This window comes from Ensifer sp. CCNWLY38 (genome assembly GCF_037120565.1).
In the GTDB taxonomy this organism is placed as follows: domain Bacteria; phylum Pseudomonadota; class Alphaproteobacteria; order Rhizobiales; family Rhizobiaceae; genus Ensifer; species Ensifer adhaerens_H.
This window is the reverse complement of sequence record NZ_JBBBBO010000018.1, coordinates 1-17,847: the sequence shown is the minus strand read 5'-3', so window position 1 is coordinate 17,847 and position 17,847 is coordinate 1. Positions and strand designations below refer to the sequence as shown.

17 protein-coding genes and 1 pseudogene are annotated in these 17,847 nt (G+C 59.9%); 11 read left to right on the top strand and 7 right to left on the bottom strand.

What is annotated here, in order from left to right; genetic code table 11:
• Nucleotides 1–46 precede the first annotated feature (46 nt).
• Nucleotides 47–760: a hypothetical protein gene (locus tag V7S54_RS29715; RefSeq protein WP_065375106.1), complete on the bottom strand. Its 714-nt coding sequence runs from the start codon at nucleotides 758–760 to the stop codon at nucleotides 47–49.
• Nucleotides 761–1,241: 481 nt separating this feature from the next.
• Between V7S54_RS29715 and V7S54_RS29710 the strand changes: the two genes are divergently transcribed.
• From V7S54_RS29710 to V7S54_RS33355, 7 genes are all read left to right on the top strand, one after another.
• A complete protein-coding gene (locus V7S54_RS29710) occupies nucleotides 1,242–3,080 on the top strand; it encodes a type I secretion system permease/ATPase (protein ID WP_336557484.1) in 1,839 nt (612 codons plus the stop codon).
• A gap of 20 nt (nucleotides 3,081–3,100) precedes the next feature.
• Nucleotides 3,101–4,432 carry an HlyD family type I secretion periplasmic adaptor subunit gene (locus V7S54_RS29705; RefSeq protein WP_336409631.1) on the top strand — a complete coding sequence of 444 codons (1,332 nt, stop codon included), beginning with the start codon at nucleotides 3,101–3,103 and terminating at the stop codon, nucleotides 4,430–4,432.
• A 32-nt stretch (nucleotides 4,433–4,464) separates the two neighbouring features.
• Nucleotides 4,465–5,541 (top strand): hypothetical protein, encoded by a 1,077-nt coding sequence (locus V7S54_RS29700; protein ID WP_336409632.1) that lies wholly within the window; start codon nucleotides 4,465–4,467, stop codon nucleotides 5,539–5,541.
• A 183-nt stretch (nucleotides 5,542–5,724) separates the two neighbouring features.
• Entirely contained in the window at nucleotides 5,725–6,546 is an 822-nt protein-coding gene (locus V7S54_RS29695) for a response regulator transcription factor (protein ID WP_065375102.1), read from the top strand.
• A 263-nt stretch (nucleotides 6,547–6,809) separates the two neighbouring features.
• Nucleotides 6,810–7,157: a hypothetical protein gene (locus V7S54_RS29690; protein ID WP_336409633.1), complete on the top strand. Its 348-nt coding sequence runs from the start codon at nucleotides 6,810–6,812 to the stop codon at nucleotides 7,155–7,157.
• Nucleotide 7,158: 1 nt separating this feature from the next.
• Nucleotides 7,159–7,728, top strand: a complete 570-nt coding sequence (locus V7S54_RS29685; RefSeq protein ID WP_336409634.1) for a type II toxin-antitoxin system VapC family toxin — start codon at nucleotides 7,159–7,161, stop codon at nucleotides 7,726–7,728.
• Nucleotides 7,729–8,545: 817 nt separating this feature from the next.
• Nucleotides 8,546–8,845 carry a hypothetical protein gene (locus tag V7S54_RS33355; protein WP_442892630.1) on the top strand — a complete coding sequence of 100 codons (300 nt, stop codon included), beginning with the start codon at nucleotides 8,546–8,548 and terminating at the stop codon, nucleotides 8,843–8,845.
• 276 nt (nucleotides 8,846–9,121) lie between these two features.
• Here V7S54_RS33355 and V7S54_RS29675 read toward each other — a convergent pair whose 3' ends face one another.
• Nucleotides 9,122–9,523 (bottom strand): nuclear transport factor 2 family protein, encoded by a 402-nt coding sequence (locus V7S54_RS29675; protein ID WP_336409635.1) that lies wholly within the window; start codon nucleotides 9,521–9,523, stop codon nucleotides 9,122–9,124.
• Between the two features lie 23 nt (nucleotides 9,524–9,546).
• Nucleotides 9,547–10,560, bottom strand: coding sequence for a zinc-binding alcohol dehydrogenase family protein (locus tag V7S54_RS29670; RefSeq protein WP_336409636.1), 1,014 nt, complete (start codon nucleotides 10,558–10,560; stop codon nucleotides 9,547–9,549).
• Between the two features lie 114 nt (nucleotides 10,561–10,674).
• On the opposite strand from V7S54_RS29670, the gene V7S54_RS29665 reads away from it, so the two are divergent.
• Nucleotides 10,675–11,532 (top strand): LysR family transcriptional regulator, encoded by an 858-nt coding sequence (locus tag V7S54_RS29665; protein ID WP_336409637.1) that lies wholly within the window; start codon nucleotides 10,675–10,677, stop codon nucleotides 11,530–11,532.
• A gap of 304 nt (nucleotides 11,533–11,836) precedes the next feature.
• On the opposite strand, the gene V7S54_RS29660 is transcribed toward V7S54_RS29665, so the two are convergent.
• From V7S54_RS29660 to V7S54_RS29650, 3 genes and pseudogenes are all read right to left on the bottom strand, one after another.
• Nucleotides 11,837–12,799 carry a complex I NDUFA9 subunit family protein gene (locus tag V7S54_RS29660; protein ID WP_336409638.1) on the bottom strand — a complete coding sequence of 321 codons (963 nt, stop codon included), beginning with the start codon at nucleotides 12,797–12,799 and terminating at the stop codon, nucleotides 11,837–11,839.
• 35 nt (nucleotides 12,800–12,834) lie between these two features.
• Nucleotides 12,835–13,086, bottom strand: coding sequence for a hypothetical protein (locus tag V7S54_RS29655; RefSeq protein WP_336409639.1), 252 nt, complete (start codon nucleotides 13,084–13,086; stop codon nucleotides 12,835–12,837).
• Nucleotides 13,087–13,294: 208 nt separating this feature from the next.
• Nucleotides 13,295–13,497: pseudogene (locus V7S54_RS29650) on the bottom strand (CsbD family protein).
• Nucleotides 13,498–13,998: 501 nt separating this feature from the next.
• Between V7S54_RS29650 and V7S54_RS29645 the strand changes: the two are divergent.
• On the top strand, nucleotides 13,999–14,499 hold the full coding sequence (locus V7S54_RS29645) for a hypothetical protein (RefSeq protein WP_336409640.1): 501 nt from the start codon (nucleotides 13,999–14,001) through the stop codon (nucleotides 14,497–14,499).
• Nucleotides 14,500–14,823: 324 nt separating this feature from the next.
• Here V7S54_RS29645 and V7S54_RS29640 read toward each other — a convergent pair whose 3' ends face one another.
• Nucleotides 14,824–15,000, bottom strand: a complete 177-nt coding sequence (locus V7S54_RS29640; RefSeq protein WP_336409641.1) for a hypothetical protein — start codon at nucleotides 14,998–15,000, stop codon at nucleotides 14,824–14,826.
• Nucleotides 15,001–15,836: 836 nt separating this feature from the next.
• Between V7S54_RS29640 and V7S54_RS29635 the strand changes: the two genes are divergently transcribed.
• Both V7S54_RS29635 and V7S54_RS29630 read left to right on the top strand, forming a co-directional pair.
• On the top strand, nucleotides 15,837–16,478 hold the full coding sequence (locus tag V7S54_RS29635) for a peroxiredoxin-like family protein (RefSeq protein ID WP_336409642.1): 642 nt from the start codon (nucleotides 15,837–15,839) through the stop codon (nucleotides 16,476–16,478).
• A gap of 565 nt (nucleotides 16,479–17,043) precedes the next feature.
• Nucleotides 17,044–17,553: a PTS sugar transporter subunit IIA gene (locus V7S54_RS29630; protein WP_065375101.1), complete on the top strand. Its 510-nt coding sequence runs from the start codon at nucleotides 17,044–17,046 to the stop codon at nucleotides 17,551–17,553.
• Nucleotides 17,554–17,847 lie beyond the last annotated feature (294 nt).

Below are 17,847 nucleotides of genomic sequence, written 5' to 3'. Positions count from 1 at the left end.
GTTGGGCTGGTTGCATGTTTTGCAACTAGACAAATGAACGAACGAATTAACCTATCAGATATAGTTCGTTCCAAATTAAGAAGAATATCCCTCCCGCAACTATCCCTTTAGTCAATCCGAATTGGCAACTGTTTTCCGGCGCCGGAAACAGTGATGCTTTATTGCAATCGATCGCTGGACGAAGGATCCGTGAGGATAGTTGATCGTCATGATCGATAATCCAAACAGCCATCGATGCGTTGAGAAAGCAACCGGAGGAGTGCACGAAATGCCCGACGTTAAAGACAATGATTTCGACATAGACATTGATGCCGACATCGATCAGGACCTCGATCAGGATCAGGATCAAGACGTAGACACCGATACCGACCAGGACTCCGATGTCGATATCGACAACAACAATGACAACGACACTGATCAGGACGCTGACACCGACAATGACGCCGACGCCGATGCCGACGCCGACGATCGTAGCGACGCGGATGCCGACGCAGATGCCGACGGCGACGCCCGGAATGACAATGACACCGATCAGGACAATGACAACGACGTGACCGTCGATCAGGATCAGGATGTCGACGTGGATGTCGACCAAGATCAGTACGCCGAGCAGCACGCGGACATCGATATCGACTTCGATTTCGATGTGGCCTGAACGATCTCCCCGAAAGTAGGCGCCCGGATAAGTCCGAGCGCCGCCTTTGCCAATCGCGGCGGAAGGTTGGTCCGCCGTGGCTCGCTCGCGAGGCTGTCGCCCCATGGCTTTTTCCCGAATTATGTCCCGCGTAGAAACGGAAATAGAGCGAGCGTGGCGCCGCCTTTGCCTCGCGGTCGCGGTGGGACGTCGGTCCACCGTGGCTTGCTCGCGAAGCTGTCTCCTCATGCTCTCCCGAATTAGCTCCCGCACTGAAACGGAAATCGAGCAGGCATTGCGCCGTATTTCCCTCTTGATAGCAGCGGGACGTCGGTCCGCCGCGGCTGGCTCGCGAAGCAGTCGCCTCATGCTCTCCCGAATGAGGTCTCGCGCAGGAACGGAAATCGAGCAGGCATTGCGCCGTATTTCCCTCTTGATAGCAGCGGGACGTCGGTCCGCCGCGGCTGGCTCGCGAAGCGGTCGCCTCATGCTCTTCCGAATGAGGTCTCGCGCAGGAGCGGAACTCGAGCAGGCATTGCGCCGCCTTTACCTTCTAATCGCTGTGGGGCGTTCGTCCGCCGCGGCTCGCTCGCGCGGTGGTCGCCCCATGGCCTCCTCCCGAACCAACTCCCGCGCAGGAACGGAAGTCGAGCAGGCATTCATGCTTTGCCGGGCGTCTCTCGCCGTCGTCTTCGTGCTCAGTTTCTTCGTAAATCTCTTGGCCCTGACGGTCCCGCTCTATCTTCTGCATGTCTACGACCATGTACTTGCGAGCCGCAGCATCGACACGCTTGTGATGCTGACCTTGATCGTGGTCGCGGCGCTGGCCGTCCATGCCACGCTCGAAGCCTTGCGGCGGGCTATGCTTGCCCGCATTGGTGTCTGGCTCGACGATCGCCTTCAAGCTTCTGTTCTGATTTCAGCGGTCCAGTCGGCCCTGCGCAGCGATGCGGCGGCGGCCGCGCAGGCCTGGCGTGATCTCAGCGGCCTTCGCTCCTTCTTCGGTGGTAGCGCCTGCACGGCACTGTTCGACCTCCCCTGGACGCCGATATTCATTCTCGCGATGATCCTCGTGCATCCGCTGCTCGGCGCGATAAGCCTTTTGGCGTCGGTAGTCCTGTTTGGGTTGGCTATGCTCAACGAGATCGTGACACGCAGGCCGTTTGCTCGCGCCAGCGCCGCTTGGGTCGCAAGTCAGCACCGGTTTGAATCGCTCCTGCGCAACGTCGAGGCCATCAGCGCGATGGGCATGCTGCCGGGTGTGGCTCGCTTGGTGAACGATGACCAGGTGGTCGCGAAGGAGGCTCAACTCTCCGCCGCCGCGCGAGCGTCCGCAATCCAGGCGCTAGCGCGTTTCATCCGTCTTCTCGCTCAGGTGATCGTCATGGCTTGCGCGGCCTGGCTCGTGATCCTGCACGACATCAGCCCGGCGGCGATCTTCGCCGCCACCATCCTGCTCGGGCGCTCCCTCGGCCCGGTCGAGAGCGCAATCGGCACTTGGAGGGCAGTCAGCGGTGCGCGCCTGGGCTATGGCCGCCTCCGCAAGATCATGGCGGCGGCGCCTCAACCTCGAAAAGTCATGAAACTGCCGCGCCCAAATGGCCAGCTCTCCGTCGAACAGGTAACGTTCATGCCGCCCGGCGCCGACACGGCGACCCTCCGCCGACTGTCCTTCGTCATCAACCCAGGGGAAGTCCTCGGCGTGATAGGGCCGTCGGGGGCCGGCAAGTCGACGCTCGGTCGTCTCATCGCCGGCACCATCGCCCCGACAGCCGGCCATGTGCGCCTCGACGCCGCCGACATCGGAATATGGCTTGCCTCCGGTGGCCACCGGCACTTCGGTTACCTTCCACAGGACATCGAACTCTTCGGCGGAACGGTTCGGGACAACATCGCCCGTCTGCAGGAGGCTGAGCCGGACGATGTGATCGGCGCGGCCGCGATGGTCGGGCTGCATGAAATGATCATGCGGCTACCCATGGGATACGAGACCGACATCGGCGAGGGGGGCATGCGGCTCTCCGGCGGACAGCGGCAACGGCTGGGGTTGGCGCGGGCCCTGTTCGGCCATCCGCGTCTCATCGTCCTGGACGAGCCGAATGCCAGTCTCGACACCGAAGGTGAAGCGGCCTTGCGGCAAGCGATCCAGGAGATGCGCCATCGGGGTGCGACGATCGTCATCATCGCCCAGCGCCTAGGCATCCTGAACATGGCCGACAAGATACTTGTGCTCGACAACGGCGCAATGGATGCGTTCGGGAGCCGCAAGGACGTCGCCGGCAAGATCAGGGCCGGGCGCACCAGCCTTCCTGTCAAACCCCAGCAGATCGTCGTTGCTGACCGGGGTCAAGACCGGCCGGGCGGCCGTGGCGCCTCGAAACCGTCCCCGCTTTGGACGCAGGAAGGCTTCATAGCCGGGGAAGGATCCGGGAGGCCGGTGCCGTGAGAGGGGCAAGACGCATTGCCATGCCGGATCTTGCGACTATTCCAATGCCGTCGGGCACGCCGTTCCAATCCCTGCGCCTGCTCGCGGCGGGAGCGTTCGGGCTCGTTGGTGTGTTCGTGATCGGTTTCGGCACCTGGGCAAGCATCGCTCCGCTCGAAAGCGCCGCTATTGCCGCCGGCGCCATCGAGGCAGAATCGAGCCGTAAGACCGTTCAGCATCTGGAGGGCGGAATTATCAGGCAGATCCTTGTGCACGACGGTGACGAAGTTGCTGCGGGACAACCCCTTCTCCGGCTGGACGATACCAGGGCCCGCGCGACCGTCCAGGTGCTTCAGGCGCAGCTTCGAGACGCCCAAGCCATGGAGGCGCGCCTGCTATCCGAGCGTAACAAAGGCGAGAGGATCGAGTTTCCAGGGGCCCTCCTCAGGTCGGCCGCGCGGGGCGACCCTGCCTTGGCGGAGATTCTCGCGGGACAGGTGAAGATCTTCGATACACGCCGCGAGCTTCAATCATTGCGAATCGAGGTCATTCAACAGCGCAAAGCGCAGACACAACAGGAAATCGCCGCGCTACGTTTTCAGGTGGATGCAGCAACCAAACGGGCGGCGATTATACGGAAGGAGCTGGCGACCGTTGTTCCGATGGTTGCCAAGGGGCTGCAGACGCGCGTTCGCCTCCTGCAGCTCGAGCGCGAGCAGGCGGAGATCGACGGACGGCTTGGTGACGCGCTTGCTCAAGTTTCGCGTGCCGAGCAAGCAATCGGCGAATCGCAGGCGATGATCCTCAAGCTCGAAAGCGACCAGCAAACCGAGATCGCCCAAAGTCTGCGCGACACCCAGTCACGGATCTTTGAGCTTCTGGAGCGCCTTGAGGCTGCGAGCGACGTCCTCGCACGCACGGTGGTTCGTGCGCCCCAGGCCGGTACAATCACAGATTTGAGAATCCACACGCTCGGAGGCGTGGTGACGGCCGGCGAAGCCTTGATGGATCTCGTTCCACGCCAGGATCGGCTGATCGTGCGGGCTCAGGTCAAGCCAGAAGACATCGACCTGGTTCGTCCCGGCCTAGAGGCCCGCGTGCGTCTTCTTGCGTACAAGCATCGCCGGGTTCCGCCGGTCGAAGGTGTCCTCACCTATATCTCCGCCGACCGCCTGGTCGATAGGCAGACGGAACGAGCCTATTACGTTGCCCGTGTCCGGATCGATGACGCGTCCCTGCGCGCGCTACCGGACGTGGAGATCATGGCTGGTATGCCGGCTGAGGTGATGATCAAGACCGGGCAGTTCACCGTGGCCCACTACATCTTGCGCCCTCTTCTGGAGAGCTTCAACCGCGCATTCCGAGAGGACTGAGCAACGCATAGAGGGCCTGTGGGAGACGTTTCATGGGAGCGGACTTGCATCTGAAAACTGAGGGGCCGGATATTCTTGCAGATGGGGGTACGCGTGACCTGCTGCTGCCCATCGAAGACAATGCGGAAGAAATGCTCGGGCAAGCGTTCACGCCTACCGGCGGCGCTGATCCGGCGAGCGGGGCTGCCTTTCCAGGCACCTCACCGCAGACGCCTGCCGGCGGCGACCTGCGGCCCACCCAGGATTCCTTTGCGGACGCGGAGATGATTGCGGTCAAGGGATCGGTGACGCCGAGCGACATGGTCCGTGCTCCGGAAGCGCCCGTGGGTGAGGCGAACACTCCTCATTACCTTTCGATTTCGGTTGCTCCAACGTCCTTGGAACCGAAATCCAATGGGGGCACTCGTGGAGGAGAAAGCGACGGGCACCGCGAAGGCGGCTCCACGGGACAGCCCGGGAGGGGCGGCGATGCGAGCCAAACGGAGGGCCACGCCGACCTACCGGATGCCGGTAACGATGTGGAACACGGGCATGATGTCAGCGTGCTGCAGACCGCCATTGCGGAACAGGACGCGCGGATCATCGTCAACGGCTATCCGGGTGAGGTGGTTGCACGCCTGCATATTGAGCAGAACCTCGTGCTGGACCAAGACGTGGACATAGCCCTGACTACCGACGGCGGCGGGCACTTTGCCATTCTGGTCGATCAGGACATGTACATCGGCCAAGAGATCGAAATTGATCTCGAAATCTTCGACGCGGACGGGGTCCTCTACATCGATCTTTTCCTGCATGACTCGATCGAGATCGAGCAGGATACCTCAATAGACCTGCAACTCGGCAACGGGCCACCTGGTGGCTCCGTCGAGGTGGATCAGGACATCGAGCTTGAACAAGATATCGACATCGATGTCGACATCGAGGACGGACTCGAAGAGCGCTACGTCGTCAAAGTGGAAATCGGCGTTGCTCAGGAAGTCGCCGTCGCTCAGCAAGCCAGCATCGACATTGCATTTTCAAATGACGAAATTGACGTGGCCGTTGACGCTGTGCAGGCTGCGGTCGTCGATCAGCAAACTATCGCGCTAGTGGATTTCGCCGTAGCATAATATTAGAGCACGGAGTAGCCTGCAGTCGCAGGCACGCCTTTCCACGATTGATGTTGTTTACCATAAGAATTTCCGAATATAACGAAATACTAGGATAGCCTTGGTGTTTTTATTTGGTATAGTACATTCGGGACAGGGTTTGGCTGCGGGCGTGTTTGAGTAACGACTGGAGAGGGGGTAGACATGCCTCTTTCGACAGCAGACCAGCAGTATGGATTCAATCGTGAGCGTTCATCCATTGTTATCGTTGACCGCTTTTTACTATTGCGAAGTTGCCTTTCTCGTGTCCTTCGACACGAATTCCAAGGTTTCGGCGTCCTGGACATAGCTACAACGCACGAGTTGGAGTACATAATTGGGCCGATCGGTCTGGTTGTTCTCAATATCGAGGGCGACGGCTTGACGGTAGATCTTGTGCGGGAAAAGCTGGCCTCTCTTCGGCGATCGCTGGCCGACGTCCCGATCGTCCTAATTACCCAATGGGATGCATCGACGATATCGGATTCAATGGTTTCCGAGGTCGCCCGATCTGGAGTGAGGGGCTACGTTACGGGCAATGCGCCTATTGAACTCGTCCTGTCGTGCCTTCGGCTTGTCATGGGCGGCGGTGTCCACTTTCCGCAATCGACGACTGGAGGCGGGGAAGGCTGCATGACCACAGCCTCCGTCTTGCCTGACAATAGCGGTGCACTGCAATTGCCGGCGGGCGACGAGGCTGGTGAGACGGCCTCCTGTAGCGACCGATCACGTGTTGCATTTACGGAACGCGAGCGACAGGTGCTGGCAAGCTTGCAGCGCGGCCTACCGAACAAAGTCATCGCCAAAAAGCTGAACTTGTCGGAGAACACAATAAAGGTTCACATCTCGAACATCATGCGCAAGTTGAATGCGACAAACCGCACCGAAGTCGCCCTCGCCGCGCAAGGCAACATGATGGATGACTTTCGCTCCGCGCTCTCGGATCATCGCCCCGCCATGAGTCTTGTCCGCCCTCCGATGAATTGAGGCGTTCTTGACCCCAAGTTTTATCCGGTTTTGAGGTCGCTCCTGCGGTTTTTTGACGTGCTGACGTGCTCCTCGTCGCCCGATCCAGTTTTTGCCCGGAAATCCACTTGCAGCCCGAGGGTTCCGATCCGTTCCCAACGGCGCGTGAGGCAGACTTCACCGAACAGCGTTGTCACGATCTCGATCGCATAGCTCCAGCTTGATATCCAAGAGGATCGGCACTATGTTGGACGAAAATTAGATTTGTCTGACACGAGGCCGTCATGGGAAAGCAAAGTGGAACGGGAGAACGGCTAGCGGCAAAAGAACCGCTGCTTGCAAAGGCCGTGCGCAATGCGAAGGTCGGCAAATTTACTTCTAGCAGCAAGGCGCGGATTGATGCGGTCATGAAAGCGGCTGAGCATTCGGGCCTGCTGGGCGAAAAGAGTAAAAGGATCGGCGGTAGGATCAGCCCCGCTCTTATCGAACAAGCCAAGAAGCACACGGGCATTGAAACCGATACTGATTTGATCGAGTTCGCTTTGGCGACCGTCGCCCTTGATGACGATTTCGGATCTGCCTTTCGCAAGATCCGCGGCACGGTCGACCCTGACCTGAAACTTGGATTCTGACTTGTCGGATTTTGATTTCGATGCCGCGGTTCTTTGGGGAAGGTTCGACCCCGGACGGACCCTTCCAAGGCGCAGCGACAGAGAGCTACCTTTCCTCGACGAGCCCGCTGAAGCCGGGCTGGAACTGCTACTCGATACCTGCGTCTACATCGATGGTTTGCAAGGGCGAGCCCCGGAACTTGTGGGGGACTTGCTTGATATCCGCCACAGCAATCATTCTACCATCGCCATCCAGGAGTTGATGCACACGGTCGGTGTGCTTGACCCGGCCCACAAAAGCACGAAAACAGCTATTCAACAGATCAGAGCCACGGTTAAAGCAATGCCGGCCCATCGCGTTTTCACGCCTGATGCGGACGTTTTGGGCCGCGCCGCCTTCTTGTCAGGCATGCTGTGTCGGCTTCAGGGCTATCAACGCGATGCTCGGCTTAGAGCTCTTCACGATTGTGTCCTGTTTCTCCAGGCGCAAAAACTGGGTCTTGCCGTTCTTACAGCCAACGTCAGCGACTTTGATTACCTGCTGCAACTTATACCGACTGGGCGGGTTCTGTTCTACCGCTCCACGACTTGAATGGTCTTGTTGTTGGTCTAGCAGGCACTCCGCCAAAGGGGCTCCGGCTGAGGGCGAAATGGAGCAGTAAGCGACTACGTCCGCTCGCCGGTAGGATTTCGATTGTTGGACAATCTCCGGAACGATATCGATCCGCAGGCGTGGCTTGCCGACGTCTCTGGATGTGCCTGATCATGACTACATAAGGGGACGTTCGAAGCGTGGCCGGTGTAGGCGGTAAGAGTTATCGGGCGCTAAGCGTGATGACGTCGAATGACCGTCCGGAATGGAGCGCGAGGGGCCGACGAGCATGATCGGCATCCGGACGCACCCCATGCCGAACCCCGGCGCATTTGGCGGAAGTGCGGCAGAAGCTCGAAGAGTTGCAGGCGGCTGGAGAAACGCCTGGGAGCGTTAGTCGACCGATCGAACGGCGCATGTGCCGGCGGGCCTAGCTGCGACTGCGTCAATTTTCAGGGACCTCGCCGAACCAAAGCCGCGATGTTGCTGCGGGGCGCATAGGGACGCGCACGGTGGCAAGAGCCCCGTCGGGTCGTAAGAGACTGCACCGCCTCGCGGCCGAGCTTCTGTCGTTCAACAGATGTTCACGTTCTGGGCCAAGGAGATCGCATAATGTATCGAGTGGAAGTCGGCTTTCGTTTGAAGAGGGCTATCCGGCGCGCACGGTAGGCGAGCTTAACGAGTTCGCATCCATCTGAAATGGCTGTCTACCTGCATCAGGCGGGCGGTATCCCGCAAGTTCTGAAGATCCTGCTCAATGCCGGTCTTCTCAATGGGGACTGCCTGACCATCACCGGGGCGCAGCCTCGCCGAGGAACTGGCCGAGTTTCCCGACAAACCGCGTTCCGATCAGGACGTCATCCGCCCCATCGCGGAGGCACCTCGCCATCTCAAGGGCAACCTCGCCGAAGGCGGTGCGGTAGCCAAGATCACCGGTCTCAAGCGCCCGGTCATCTCCGGGCCAGCGCGCGTCTTCGATGACGAGCAGTCGGCAATGGAGGCGATCCTCTCGGACAGAATCCGGCCGGGCGCTATCCTGGTGCTGCGCTATCTCGGCCCGAAGGGCGGTCCGGGCATGCCGGAGATGCGCCGCCATCATCGGCCGCGGCCTTGGTGATAGCGTCGGCCTGATCACCGACGGCCGTTTCTCGGGCGGCACATGGGAAGATGGTGGTGGGGCATGTCACGCCAGAACCAGCACGATCATCCGACAATCGAGGAAGCGACGGCATACGTCACGGTCGCTGCGTTCGGCCTTGTCGTCGGGGAAGTTTTGTTTAAGCACCTCTCGCAGCGAAGTATTCGATCTTGTTATGAACGAGACTCGGTAATACCGCGCCAAGGGATTTCGCCGCGGTCGTCGCGCGAGAGGTGTTTGTGCGCGTCTACGACCTCACGCGATAGCAATGGCAAGAGCTGCCGTATCCTCATAGAAATGATAGAGCACGATCTTGTCGGCTTCGACCTTGCAGATCAGCGCCCAATCACTGGCGAAGTCCCTACCCGTCGCCCTGCTCTTGTGCTGGAGCGTGCCGTAGAGGGCGACATGCTCGCCTTCCGCAAATCGAGCGTCGACATTGAACTCCCCCGGCTCCAAAAGGTCGGCGAACCCGCCGAAGAACGCCTTGGCTCCCTCCGGGCCAACGAAGGTGCCGTGCAGCGGATTGTTCGGGTTCGGCGTCGGTCGGGTCGAAATGAACTTCGCCTGCGGGTGAACGAGCTCAAGAGCCTTGTCCATCGCGCCGGAGAAAATGTGGCCGAGGAAAGCCTCCACTGTTGCGGTGCCATTTGTCATGATGATTCCTTTCTGTGGCTGGTTTAGAAGCCCGACAGCACGAGCTTGCCGATTGTCCGGCCCGCCTCCAGGCGCGCATGGGCCGTCCGCAAGTTGGCGGCGTTGATGGACCCGAGGTTCTCGGAGAAGGGTGAGATAAGCCTTCCCTCGTCGATCAGCTTTGCTGTGCTGTTCAGGATAATGCGTTGCTCGGCCATGTCTGCCGTTGCGAACATCGAACGCGTGAACATGAACTCCCAGGCGAAGCTAGCGCTCTTGCGCATGATGAGGTTCATGTCCGGCGAGGCGGTGAAAGGCACGATCGAGCAGATCTTGCCTTGGGGCGCGAGGATCTCAACGAGTACGGGGTAGTGCCGGTCCGGGTCGTTGAGGATCAGGATGAAATCGACCCCTGGCTGACCGAGGGTCGCAAGCTGCGTCTGCATGTCGCCAAAATGATCGATGACGGCGTCGGCGCCGAGCTTCTCACACCATGCGCGCGACTCTGGCCGCGAGGCCGTGGCGATCACGGTTAGGCCCGGGACGAGCCGGGCCAATTGGATTGCCATCGATCCTGTTCCGCCGGCGCCCCCGACGATGAGCAGCGTCTTCGGCTTGGTCGCTTTTTCGGGCGACAGGCCCAGGCGCTCGAACAACGCCTCCCATGCGGTCAGGGCCGTCAGCGGCAAGGCGGCAGCCGCGGCGGCGGACAAGCTCTTCGGACGATGTCCGACGATGCGGTGGTCGACGGCTTGAAACTCGCAGTTTGTTCCCGGACGCGTCAGATCGCCGGCATAATAGACTGCATCTCCGATCGCGAATCCTTCCACGTCGCCGCCGACGTCGACAACCGTGCCCGCCGCATCCCAGCCGAGAACCGCGATCTGCCCATCATCAACCTTCCGGGCCCGAACGCGATAATCGGCGGGGTTCACCGATACCGCCTCCACGGCAATCAAGAGGTCGCGCGTCCCCGGCACGGGTCGCGGTAGTTCGAGATCGATCAATGCCTCAACATGGTCGTTTGGCAGAGCTTTGAAGTGTCCGATGGCTTTCAAGAATTAAGGCTCCCACAGCGGATTTGCGCGGGAAGATACGTTTGGCTATCGACGACCGGAATTCGGAATATTATGGCATGATCTGTGCAAAAATAACCGGATGAAGATCACGCAATGCAGTGGGATGATGTTCGCTACTTCCTGGCACTCGCGCGCCATGGCTCTCTTTCGGCGACGTCGCGCGCTCTGGACGTCGAGCACTCAACGGTCTCGCGTCGGGTTGGCAATCTGGAAAGCGAGCTCCAGGTGAAATTGTTCGACCGGCTGCCACGCGGCTGGACTCTCACACCGGAAGGCCGGGAGCTCCACCAGCGCGCGCGTCTGATCGAGGACGAGGCCCTCGCCTTCCAGCGGGTGGCCCTCGGAACCAGCGCCTTGTCCGGAACTGTGCGCATATCAGCGCCTCCCATCCTCATCAGCCACTTCATCCTGGCCGGAGCGGATGCAATCCGCACGCGCTACCCCGGCATTGTGCTGGAACTCGTCGGCGAGCGCCGTGAGGCCAATCTGGTACGTGGTGAAGCCGACATCGCAATTCGACTGGGACGACCGGAGGACTCAGAGCTTGTCGTACGCGCACTGGGGAACGTCTCCTACGGACTTTACGGCGCGCCCGAGATGGTCGATCGGGCCGAAAGCGCGCAGACATTTATCGGCTTCGATAACAGCATGCCCGATCTGCCGCAAAAACTCTGGCTCGACGACTATGTGGGTGAGCGCGGCTACTGCCTCCGCTCCAACGACATGATGACGATGATGCAGGCGGCGAAGAGCGGCTGGGGCATTGCGCTCCTTCCCCGCTTTCTTGCTCAAACCGCACCCGAGCTGGTGGAGGCAACCGGGGGAGTGAAGCCCCCCGATCGTCCAATTTTTCTCCTCCTGCACGCCGACGTTCGCCGCTCCCAGCGTGTCCGCGCCGTGGCGGATGCTCTCGTCGAACTCTTCAAGGGTCGTGCGAGGGCGCTGAACTAAGTCGCGCCGGGACAGCCCAGCCCGGGCTGGGGGAGCCGTCACCTTCCTAAAGGTAACGCTGGGCTTTTTTGATGAATTCTTGGTCCGTTAGGGCTGCACGGTGACGGCCTCAAGGCGCGCGATCGGTGAGAGCGTCGGCTCCCTCCTGCTCGACACCATGCCCGATAATCCTAACGCCGCAATGTGGAAAGTCGGAGCGAGTTTCTGGATGGCGCATTCGAAACTCCGCACAGGTAGCATCTGGCCATGGCTGTAGTCCTCGTGTTCAGTCCGACGAACCGCGCGAGCGGCGATCGGTTCCGGCTCAAGTCTCGTGCATTCGGATGACGTCCTCGATGCCGCGCGATTGGATGCCCAGTTCTTCCAGGCCCGGCAGATCAACTGCCGCGACATTGTCACGACGCATGAGGTCGACTTGGTTGCGCGTCAGAGACACGGCCGGAAGAAACTCCGCAGCAGTCGCCAACATGCTCCACATCGCGAAAGGCACCGGCACCAGCCTGATCCGCGTCTCGAGCTGAGTGGCGATCTCCTGGACGAGTTCCCGATAGGCATAAATGCGCGGACCGGCGCACTCGAAGATCGAAGCACTCGTGGCATTCTGCCCCGCGGCCAAGCGGCTCACGGCCTCCGCCACGTCCTCGACATGAACCGGTTGCAAGCGAGTGCGGCCGTCGCCGAACAGCGGATAAATCGGGAGGAGGCGTACCAGCCTCGCGATCGTTGTGATGAATGTGTCACCGGGGCCGGCCATGACAGCGGGACGGACGATAATCGCGCCTGGAAATGCCGCCTTCACAACCTCCTCGCCGCGGCCCCGGGCGCGGATGTAGTTAGAACGGGACTGCGGATCCGAGCCGATGCCCGAAATCTGGACGAACCTCTCGGCGCCGGCATCGCGCGATGCGGTCGCCAGATCGGTCGCAGCTTTGACATGGACGCGCTCGAAGGTCTGCTCACCGCGCTCAACATAGAGGCTGACCGCATTCACCACCGCGCGAGATCCAACCACGGCAGCGGCGATCGAGGATGGATCTAGTATGTCCGCCTCGATCTGCTGAGATGGCCACTTGCCGGATGCGCCGCCCGAAATCTTGTGCGGATGACGCGAGGCGGCACGAACATCGACAGCTTTGTCGAGAAGCCTGCTCACGATCCGCCGTCCAAGGAACCCCGTTCCGCCGAACACCGTCACAATGTTCTCGTGGTCAGTCATCGTGCTCTTAAGGCTCTCCTGGTTAGCGACGGCCGTCGCGTTCTTGATCAATCATTCCTTTCCGTGAAATGCTGCAGGCGACGTGTTCACCCTGGACTATTACCGCTCTTCCTGTGGTGTCTGCTTTCCTGATTTTCGCCTCTCACGATTTTGCGTTCATTGTCTTCACGCGCATCTGCATGCGCCGTGTCCAGGTCCTGTCCATCGCCCTGGGCCTTACGCAGCGCGTCGGAGCGCTTGAGGTCCGCCTCGGCATTGAAATCCTTGCCCGCGTTCGAAGTCTTCTCGCGGCCCTGAATTATGCGCTGCTGCTGTTCGTGCGTCTTCCTGCCGACCATGATCAGATCTCCTGCTGTCCTATTTGTTCACCCGACCGCGATGGCCAGGAATCGCTCCGCCCTTGGTTCGTCGCATCGTTCGCCACATCGCCCTTAAGGGTATTGTCTCCGGGTTCCGCCTTGCGGGGCGGCGACCGGGTTGTCGTGCGGTTTCCAGTGCCGCCCCACGTAGCGGCAGCTAAGGAGGACATGTGGAGTGCGGTGTGGGCTACCACGTCTGTTGCGAATACCAATCGTCGATATCCTGGCGCACGCGATCCTTCTCAATCCCATACCGCTCTTGGATCTTGCCTTCGAGTTGGTCGCGCCTCCCAGCAATTTCATCCAAATCGTCGTCCGTCAGACGCCCCCATTGTTCCTTGATCATACCCTTACCTGCTTCCAGTTGCCTTCAACACGTTCCCAGTCCATTGTAAGTCTCCTCTAACTTTTCAAAGAGGGCCTAGCGGCTCTCTTTAGAGCCCGCACTCCAACCGCCGTGGTGACGCTTAGTTCCGGGAACTTTTGCGGTCAGAACGCGTTTTTGATCGCCGACGCATGCCCCCGCGGATCGCGGCTTAGCTCCATCGATAGGTCCCGCCGATTGGAGTCTTTCACGCAACGCCGCCCTCCGGCCCCCCTCCCGGAGGGCCATTTCTTTTCCTGACCCCAGGAGGGAAGCACGGCGACCGCGATCCTCTGAAATTGGAGTTCATCGACTACCTCCGGTCGATCGGCAGGTTCGTCGACATCAACTGGCCGATCACACGGCACTAACACGACGCCAGTAACCGCGGACCCGCTGCAGCCTACCTCGCGCGTGCCTTGTTTTGTCCATGGATTGGCGCATACTGCGCCATCGCTGGGCGGTTGCTACGGGCCCCGGCGGCTGGAAGATCATCGCGCTTTCGCCCCAACTCCGGAGGTCGCGCGATGTACCTCGCGACGAACCCAACGGTACTCCTCCCTCACGAAATGAATCAAATCGAACAGATCTTCGGAGAAGTCCTGCGCGAACGCGGATTGACTCGGCAGTGCAAGTCGGCCGAAGCCATCGCAAAACGACTTATGGATCTTTACCTAAGCGGCGTCCGCGAGAGCGTTGCTCTCAGGTACCTGGCCTATCTCGACGAGCCGGTAGCAAGTCGCCCCTGGCAGAACGCGCGCCCACTCGTCGAGGAGGTCTCAATGCTGCATATTTCACGAGAGAAGGGCGCTCAGATCAGCCCGGATGAGCTCGACATGCTTCAACGGACCTTCGATCGAGTATGCATCTGGTGCAGTATCCCGCGCTACGGCAAGCGCGCCGATCGGCTAGCCCGGCATATCACCGATCAATTCCGCAAGGGATTGAGCGACGAGGCAGCGCTTTTCGAGAACGCCATGTGGCTGGAGAAGAATACCGACGCCGCCCGATACCGCCCAGACGCATAAACGCCACACCACCGCAACGGGGAACATTCCGCATCGATAGCGGTTTTGATACCGCCAACGATCCACACCCCTGCGGATCAAGGCGGGGCTCCATTGTTCTGTCCCCATTGGAGTGGAGCCCGTTGCAATGCATGCTTGGGCCCCGTCGACCACGGGGCCCAATTTTTGCCGGATGGGAGGAGATGCAAGGTTTTCCAGCCACAGCCCCGTGATACGGGGCGTCAGCGTCCGGAGCGAGCCGTCTGGCGAGCGGAGCGGGCGGAGGCAACCCGCGCTATCCGATTGCGCCGAAGGGTTTGCCGGAGCCTGCGGAAAACCCGCTCTTTAGCTTTGGCCGCCTTCAATCAAGCTGTCGAGATATTCTTCGACCTTGCGTTCATGTTCCTCAAGCTTGCGCGCGCCATCGTCTTCCCGGCTCTTGCGCCTTATCGTGATCGTGGCCTGCATAGCTTTGACGTCATACTGCTTTTCGTTCGCCGCCTTATAGGCAGCCGACTTCATGTCGTTTCGGTCTTTGATCTCCCCCAGTGCCGTTGCGCAATGGATCCATTATGCAACCATTGCATCAAAGCAAAAAAACATAGGGCCATCAGGTGGCCTCAGATACCTATGAACGGTGACAAAGACCCGTATTCTCAGCGATTCTCGCCATTGGCATAACTTCGTACGCAACACCGGGCGCTACTGGCACAGGTGCGGAGAAACGCGTTTTTCCCGTGCCGACGGTTCGGATCCCTTCAAGGCGAGGGATAAGAGTCGACATCCCCGACTGGGCGGCACGTTGCCGGCTTCCGATCGTCTCAGTCGGGGTGGTTTTCTGCCTTCCGATCGGAACGTGCAGGCAGCGCCATCGTCTGACATTGCGAGTGTGGTGATCCGACCCCGTTGACAACCTTGGTCGTTGCAGACTGAACGTCATAAACGAGGTCGAAACCTGACCTTCAGCTTAAGAGCATTCGGGCGTGCGCTCGTCTGGGTTTATTCACCACATTTCGTGTCCGGTCACATCGGGGCCGCCCAAGTTTCAAGACGTTGAACGCCGCTAGGACGTGCGTATGTGGAAGATCCAAATCGGTCTCGCCGCTGTATCGTCCCATGGCACGGATGAGACGACCCACAGTTTACCGCGGCGCGCGAGACGGCTAGCGGGCGACCCGCGGATGCTCTTTTCGTGTTATGATGGGTTTGCAGCGCGTAATCACGACCTTCGACAATATGGCAGAGGCCGAACGCTATTTTTGCTCTGGCGCAGGAAGTTTTACGTCCCCAGCATAGGTCCAACGCCGAAGCTGGATGTGCTGCCTTTTCCTGACTGATCCAGGGCGAGGAGGTAGTCCATGTCCACGAGCAGTGTCGACCGCCCGCTGCAGCCGGGCGACCAGGCCCCGAATATAGAACTCGATGCGATATCGCGCGACGGCAAGATCGCGCTCGATGATTTTCGAGGCCGTAACCCGTTGTTGATCGGTATGTTTCGCGGCCTGCATTGTCCGTTCTGCCGGCGCCATGTCGCGGCGATGGCGCAACTTAAGCCGGCTCTGCGTGAGAAAGGCGTCGAATGCCTAGCAGTCGTCATTACGCCGGTCGAGCGGGCGCGGCTCTATTTCCGTTACCACCCGGCGCCCGATCTTCTCACCGCATCCGACCCGGAGCGGGCCTCGCACCGTGCTTTCGGCTTGCGCGAGGTCGGGATGGGCACGGTCATGGCGATACGGGTCCATCTCCCGGGCGAGTTGCCCGAGCCTATGGATGTCATGGCAATGGACGAGTTTCTCAACAAGAAGGAAGGATATGAGATTACGGAAGCCGATCAGCAGGCGATGGCTTCCAGCCAGGGGCAGCTTGTCGGTCAGTTCCTGATCGACCGACGGGGCATCGTACGCTGGAGCTTCACTGAAGTTCTGGAGGCTGGCCTCAATACGTTCAGGGCACCGAATCCTGAGGAATTGATGTCGGCAGCTTCCCAAGTTACACATTAATAGGCGGCGGAAATAGGCTGCTGAAAAATCGCTCGACGACCACCGTCCGGTGGTGATTCTGTAAATTTAGATGATGCTCGCAGAGGGTTAAAGTCTGCCCGTGGGCCTCGTAGCGATTTCCATTCAACGGCCGCGGAGCGACCAGACGCTAGAGTGAGCAGGCCTCGCGCACGGGCGGGGCGACGTCCCCTCCTTGCCGCAGTCACGCCGGTCCGACGGGCGCGCCATATGGCAAGTTTCCACACCCTTTCCTGATTTTCCTTGGCGAAGTGGGAGGTCAGGATTGGGTCGATTCTTCACCTTCCTCATCGCGCGTAGCGCGTCTAGGACGAGCCGGCTCTAGGTGGCGAGAACCAGCCGGATGTTCCTGTTCTGTGCTAAAAAGGTCGCATAATGTATCGACTGGTACTTGACCTGCTTCCACGTGTCTGGCCGACAATTGAGCGTGAGCTGCATGCGACGTTGCTTGAAAGTGGCGGCACAAGGCACCAGTTCAAAATTCGGCAATATGGAGTGAAACCAGCGCGATCTTTGCCGGCCAGAGAGAAGCGGGGGCGAGGAGAACATGAATGATGAAAAACTCTGCTTTAAAGATGACTTGATGCTCGGCGTGCCGGCGGGTGGCGGGCGGGCGGTTCTCCAGGCCATTTCATCGCACCTGGCGCAGCGCACTCTCGTCCCAGCCAGTGTCATTCTAGACGGCCTGCTTGACCGGGAGGCTCTTGGTTCGACGGGTTTCGGGGAAGGCTTTGCCCTGCCGCACGCGCTTATTCAGGGTTTGGTAGCTCCGGCTAAAGTCCTTGTTACCCTGCGCGAACCGATTGAGTTCAACGCACCCGACGACGAGCCAGTCGATGTCTTTCTCGCGGTGATATGGCCCTACGGCCAATATGAAGGTTTCTTGCAATACCTCTCCAAGCTTTGTCGTGTCTTTCGCTCAAAGAAGTTGTTGGTGGCACTGCGGGGGATACGATCTGAAACAGAGGCCTTGATCGTGATTTCGGCGGCCGTTTGCACATATGCTCCAAGTGCACAAAGTACTGTCGCAGCCTTCCATGGCCCCCTCGTGCGGTAGTTCGGTGCCCTAAATCGCATGAGGCGCGTTCGGTCGTCGCTTCGCGACGAGTGTTGGCTGGCTCGGCATACGTTTCCAGCGCCGGTAGCCGGCTAGGCATGGGCCATGGACGCGGGTTTGGGAGGCGTACGAACCTGCTGACGTCACGCAGCTCTTATTGGGTTCGCAAATGTCGTCGCGACCAGTCCCGAGAGTGGTACCCGAGGCTGTGAAAATAAGAGTAGGATCCTTCAGTGGAGGAAAGAGACGCCAGTCGGCTTGTATCAGCCCTTAACGCTGAGCCAAGGGGTGTGA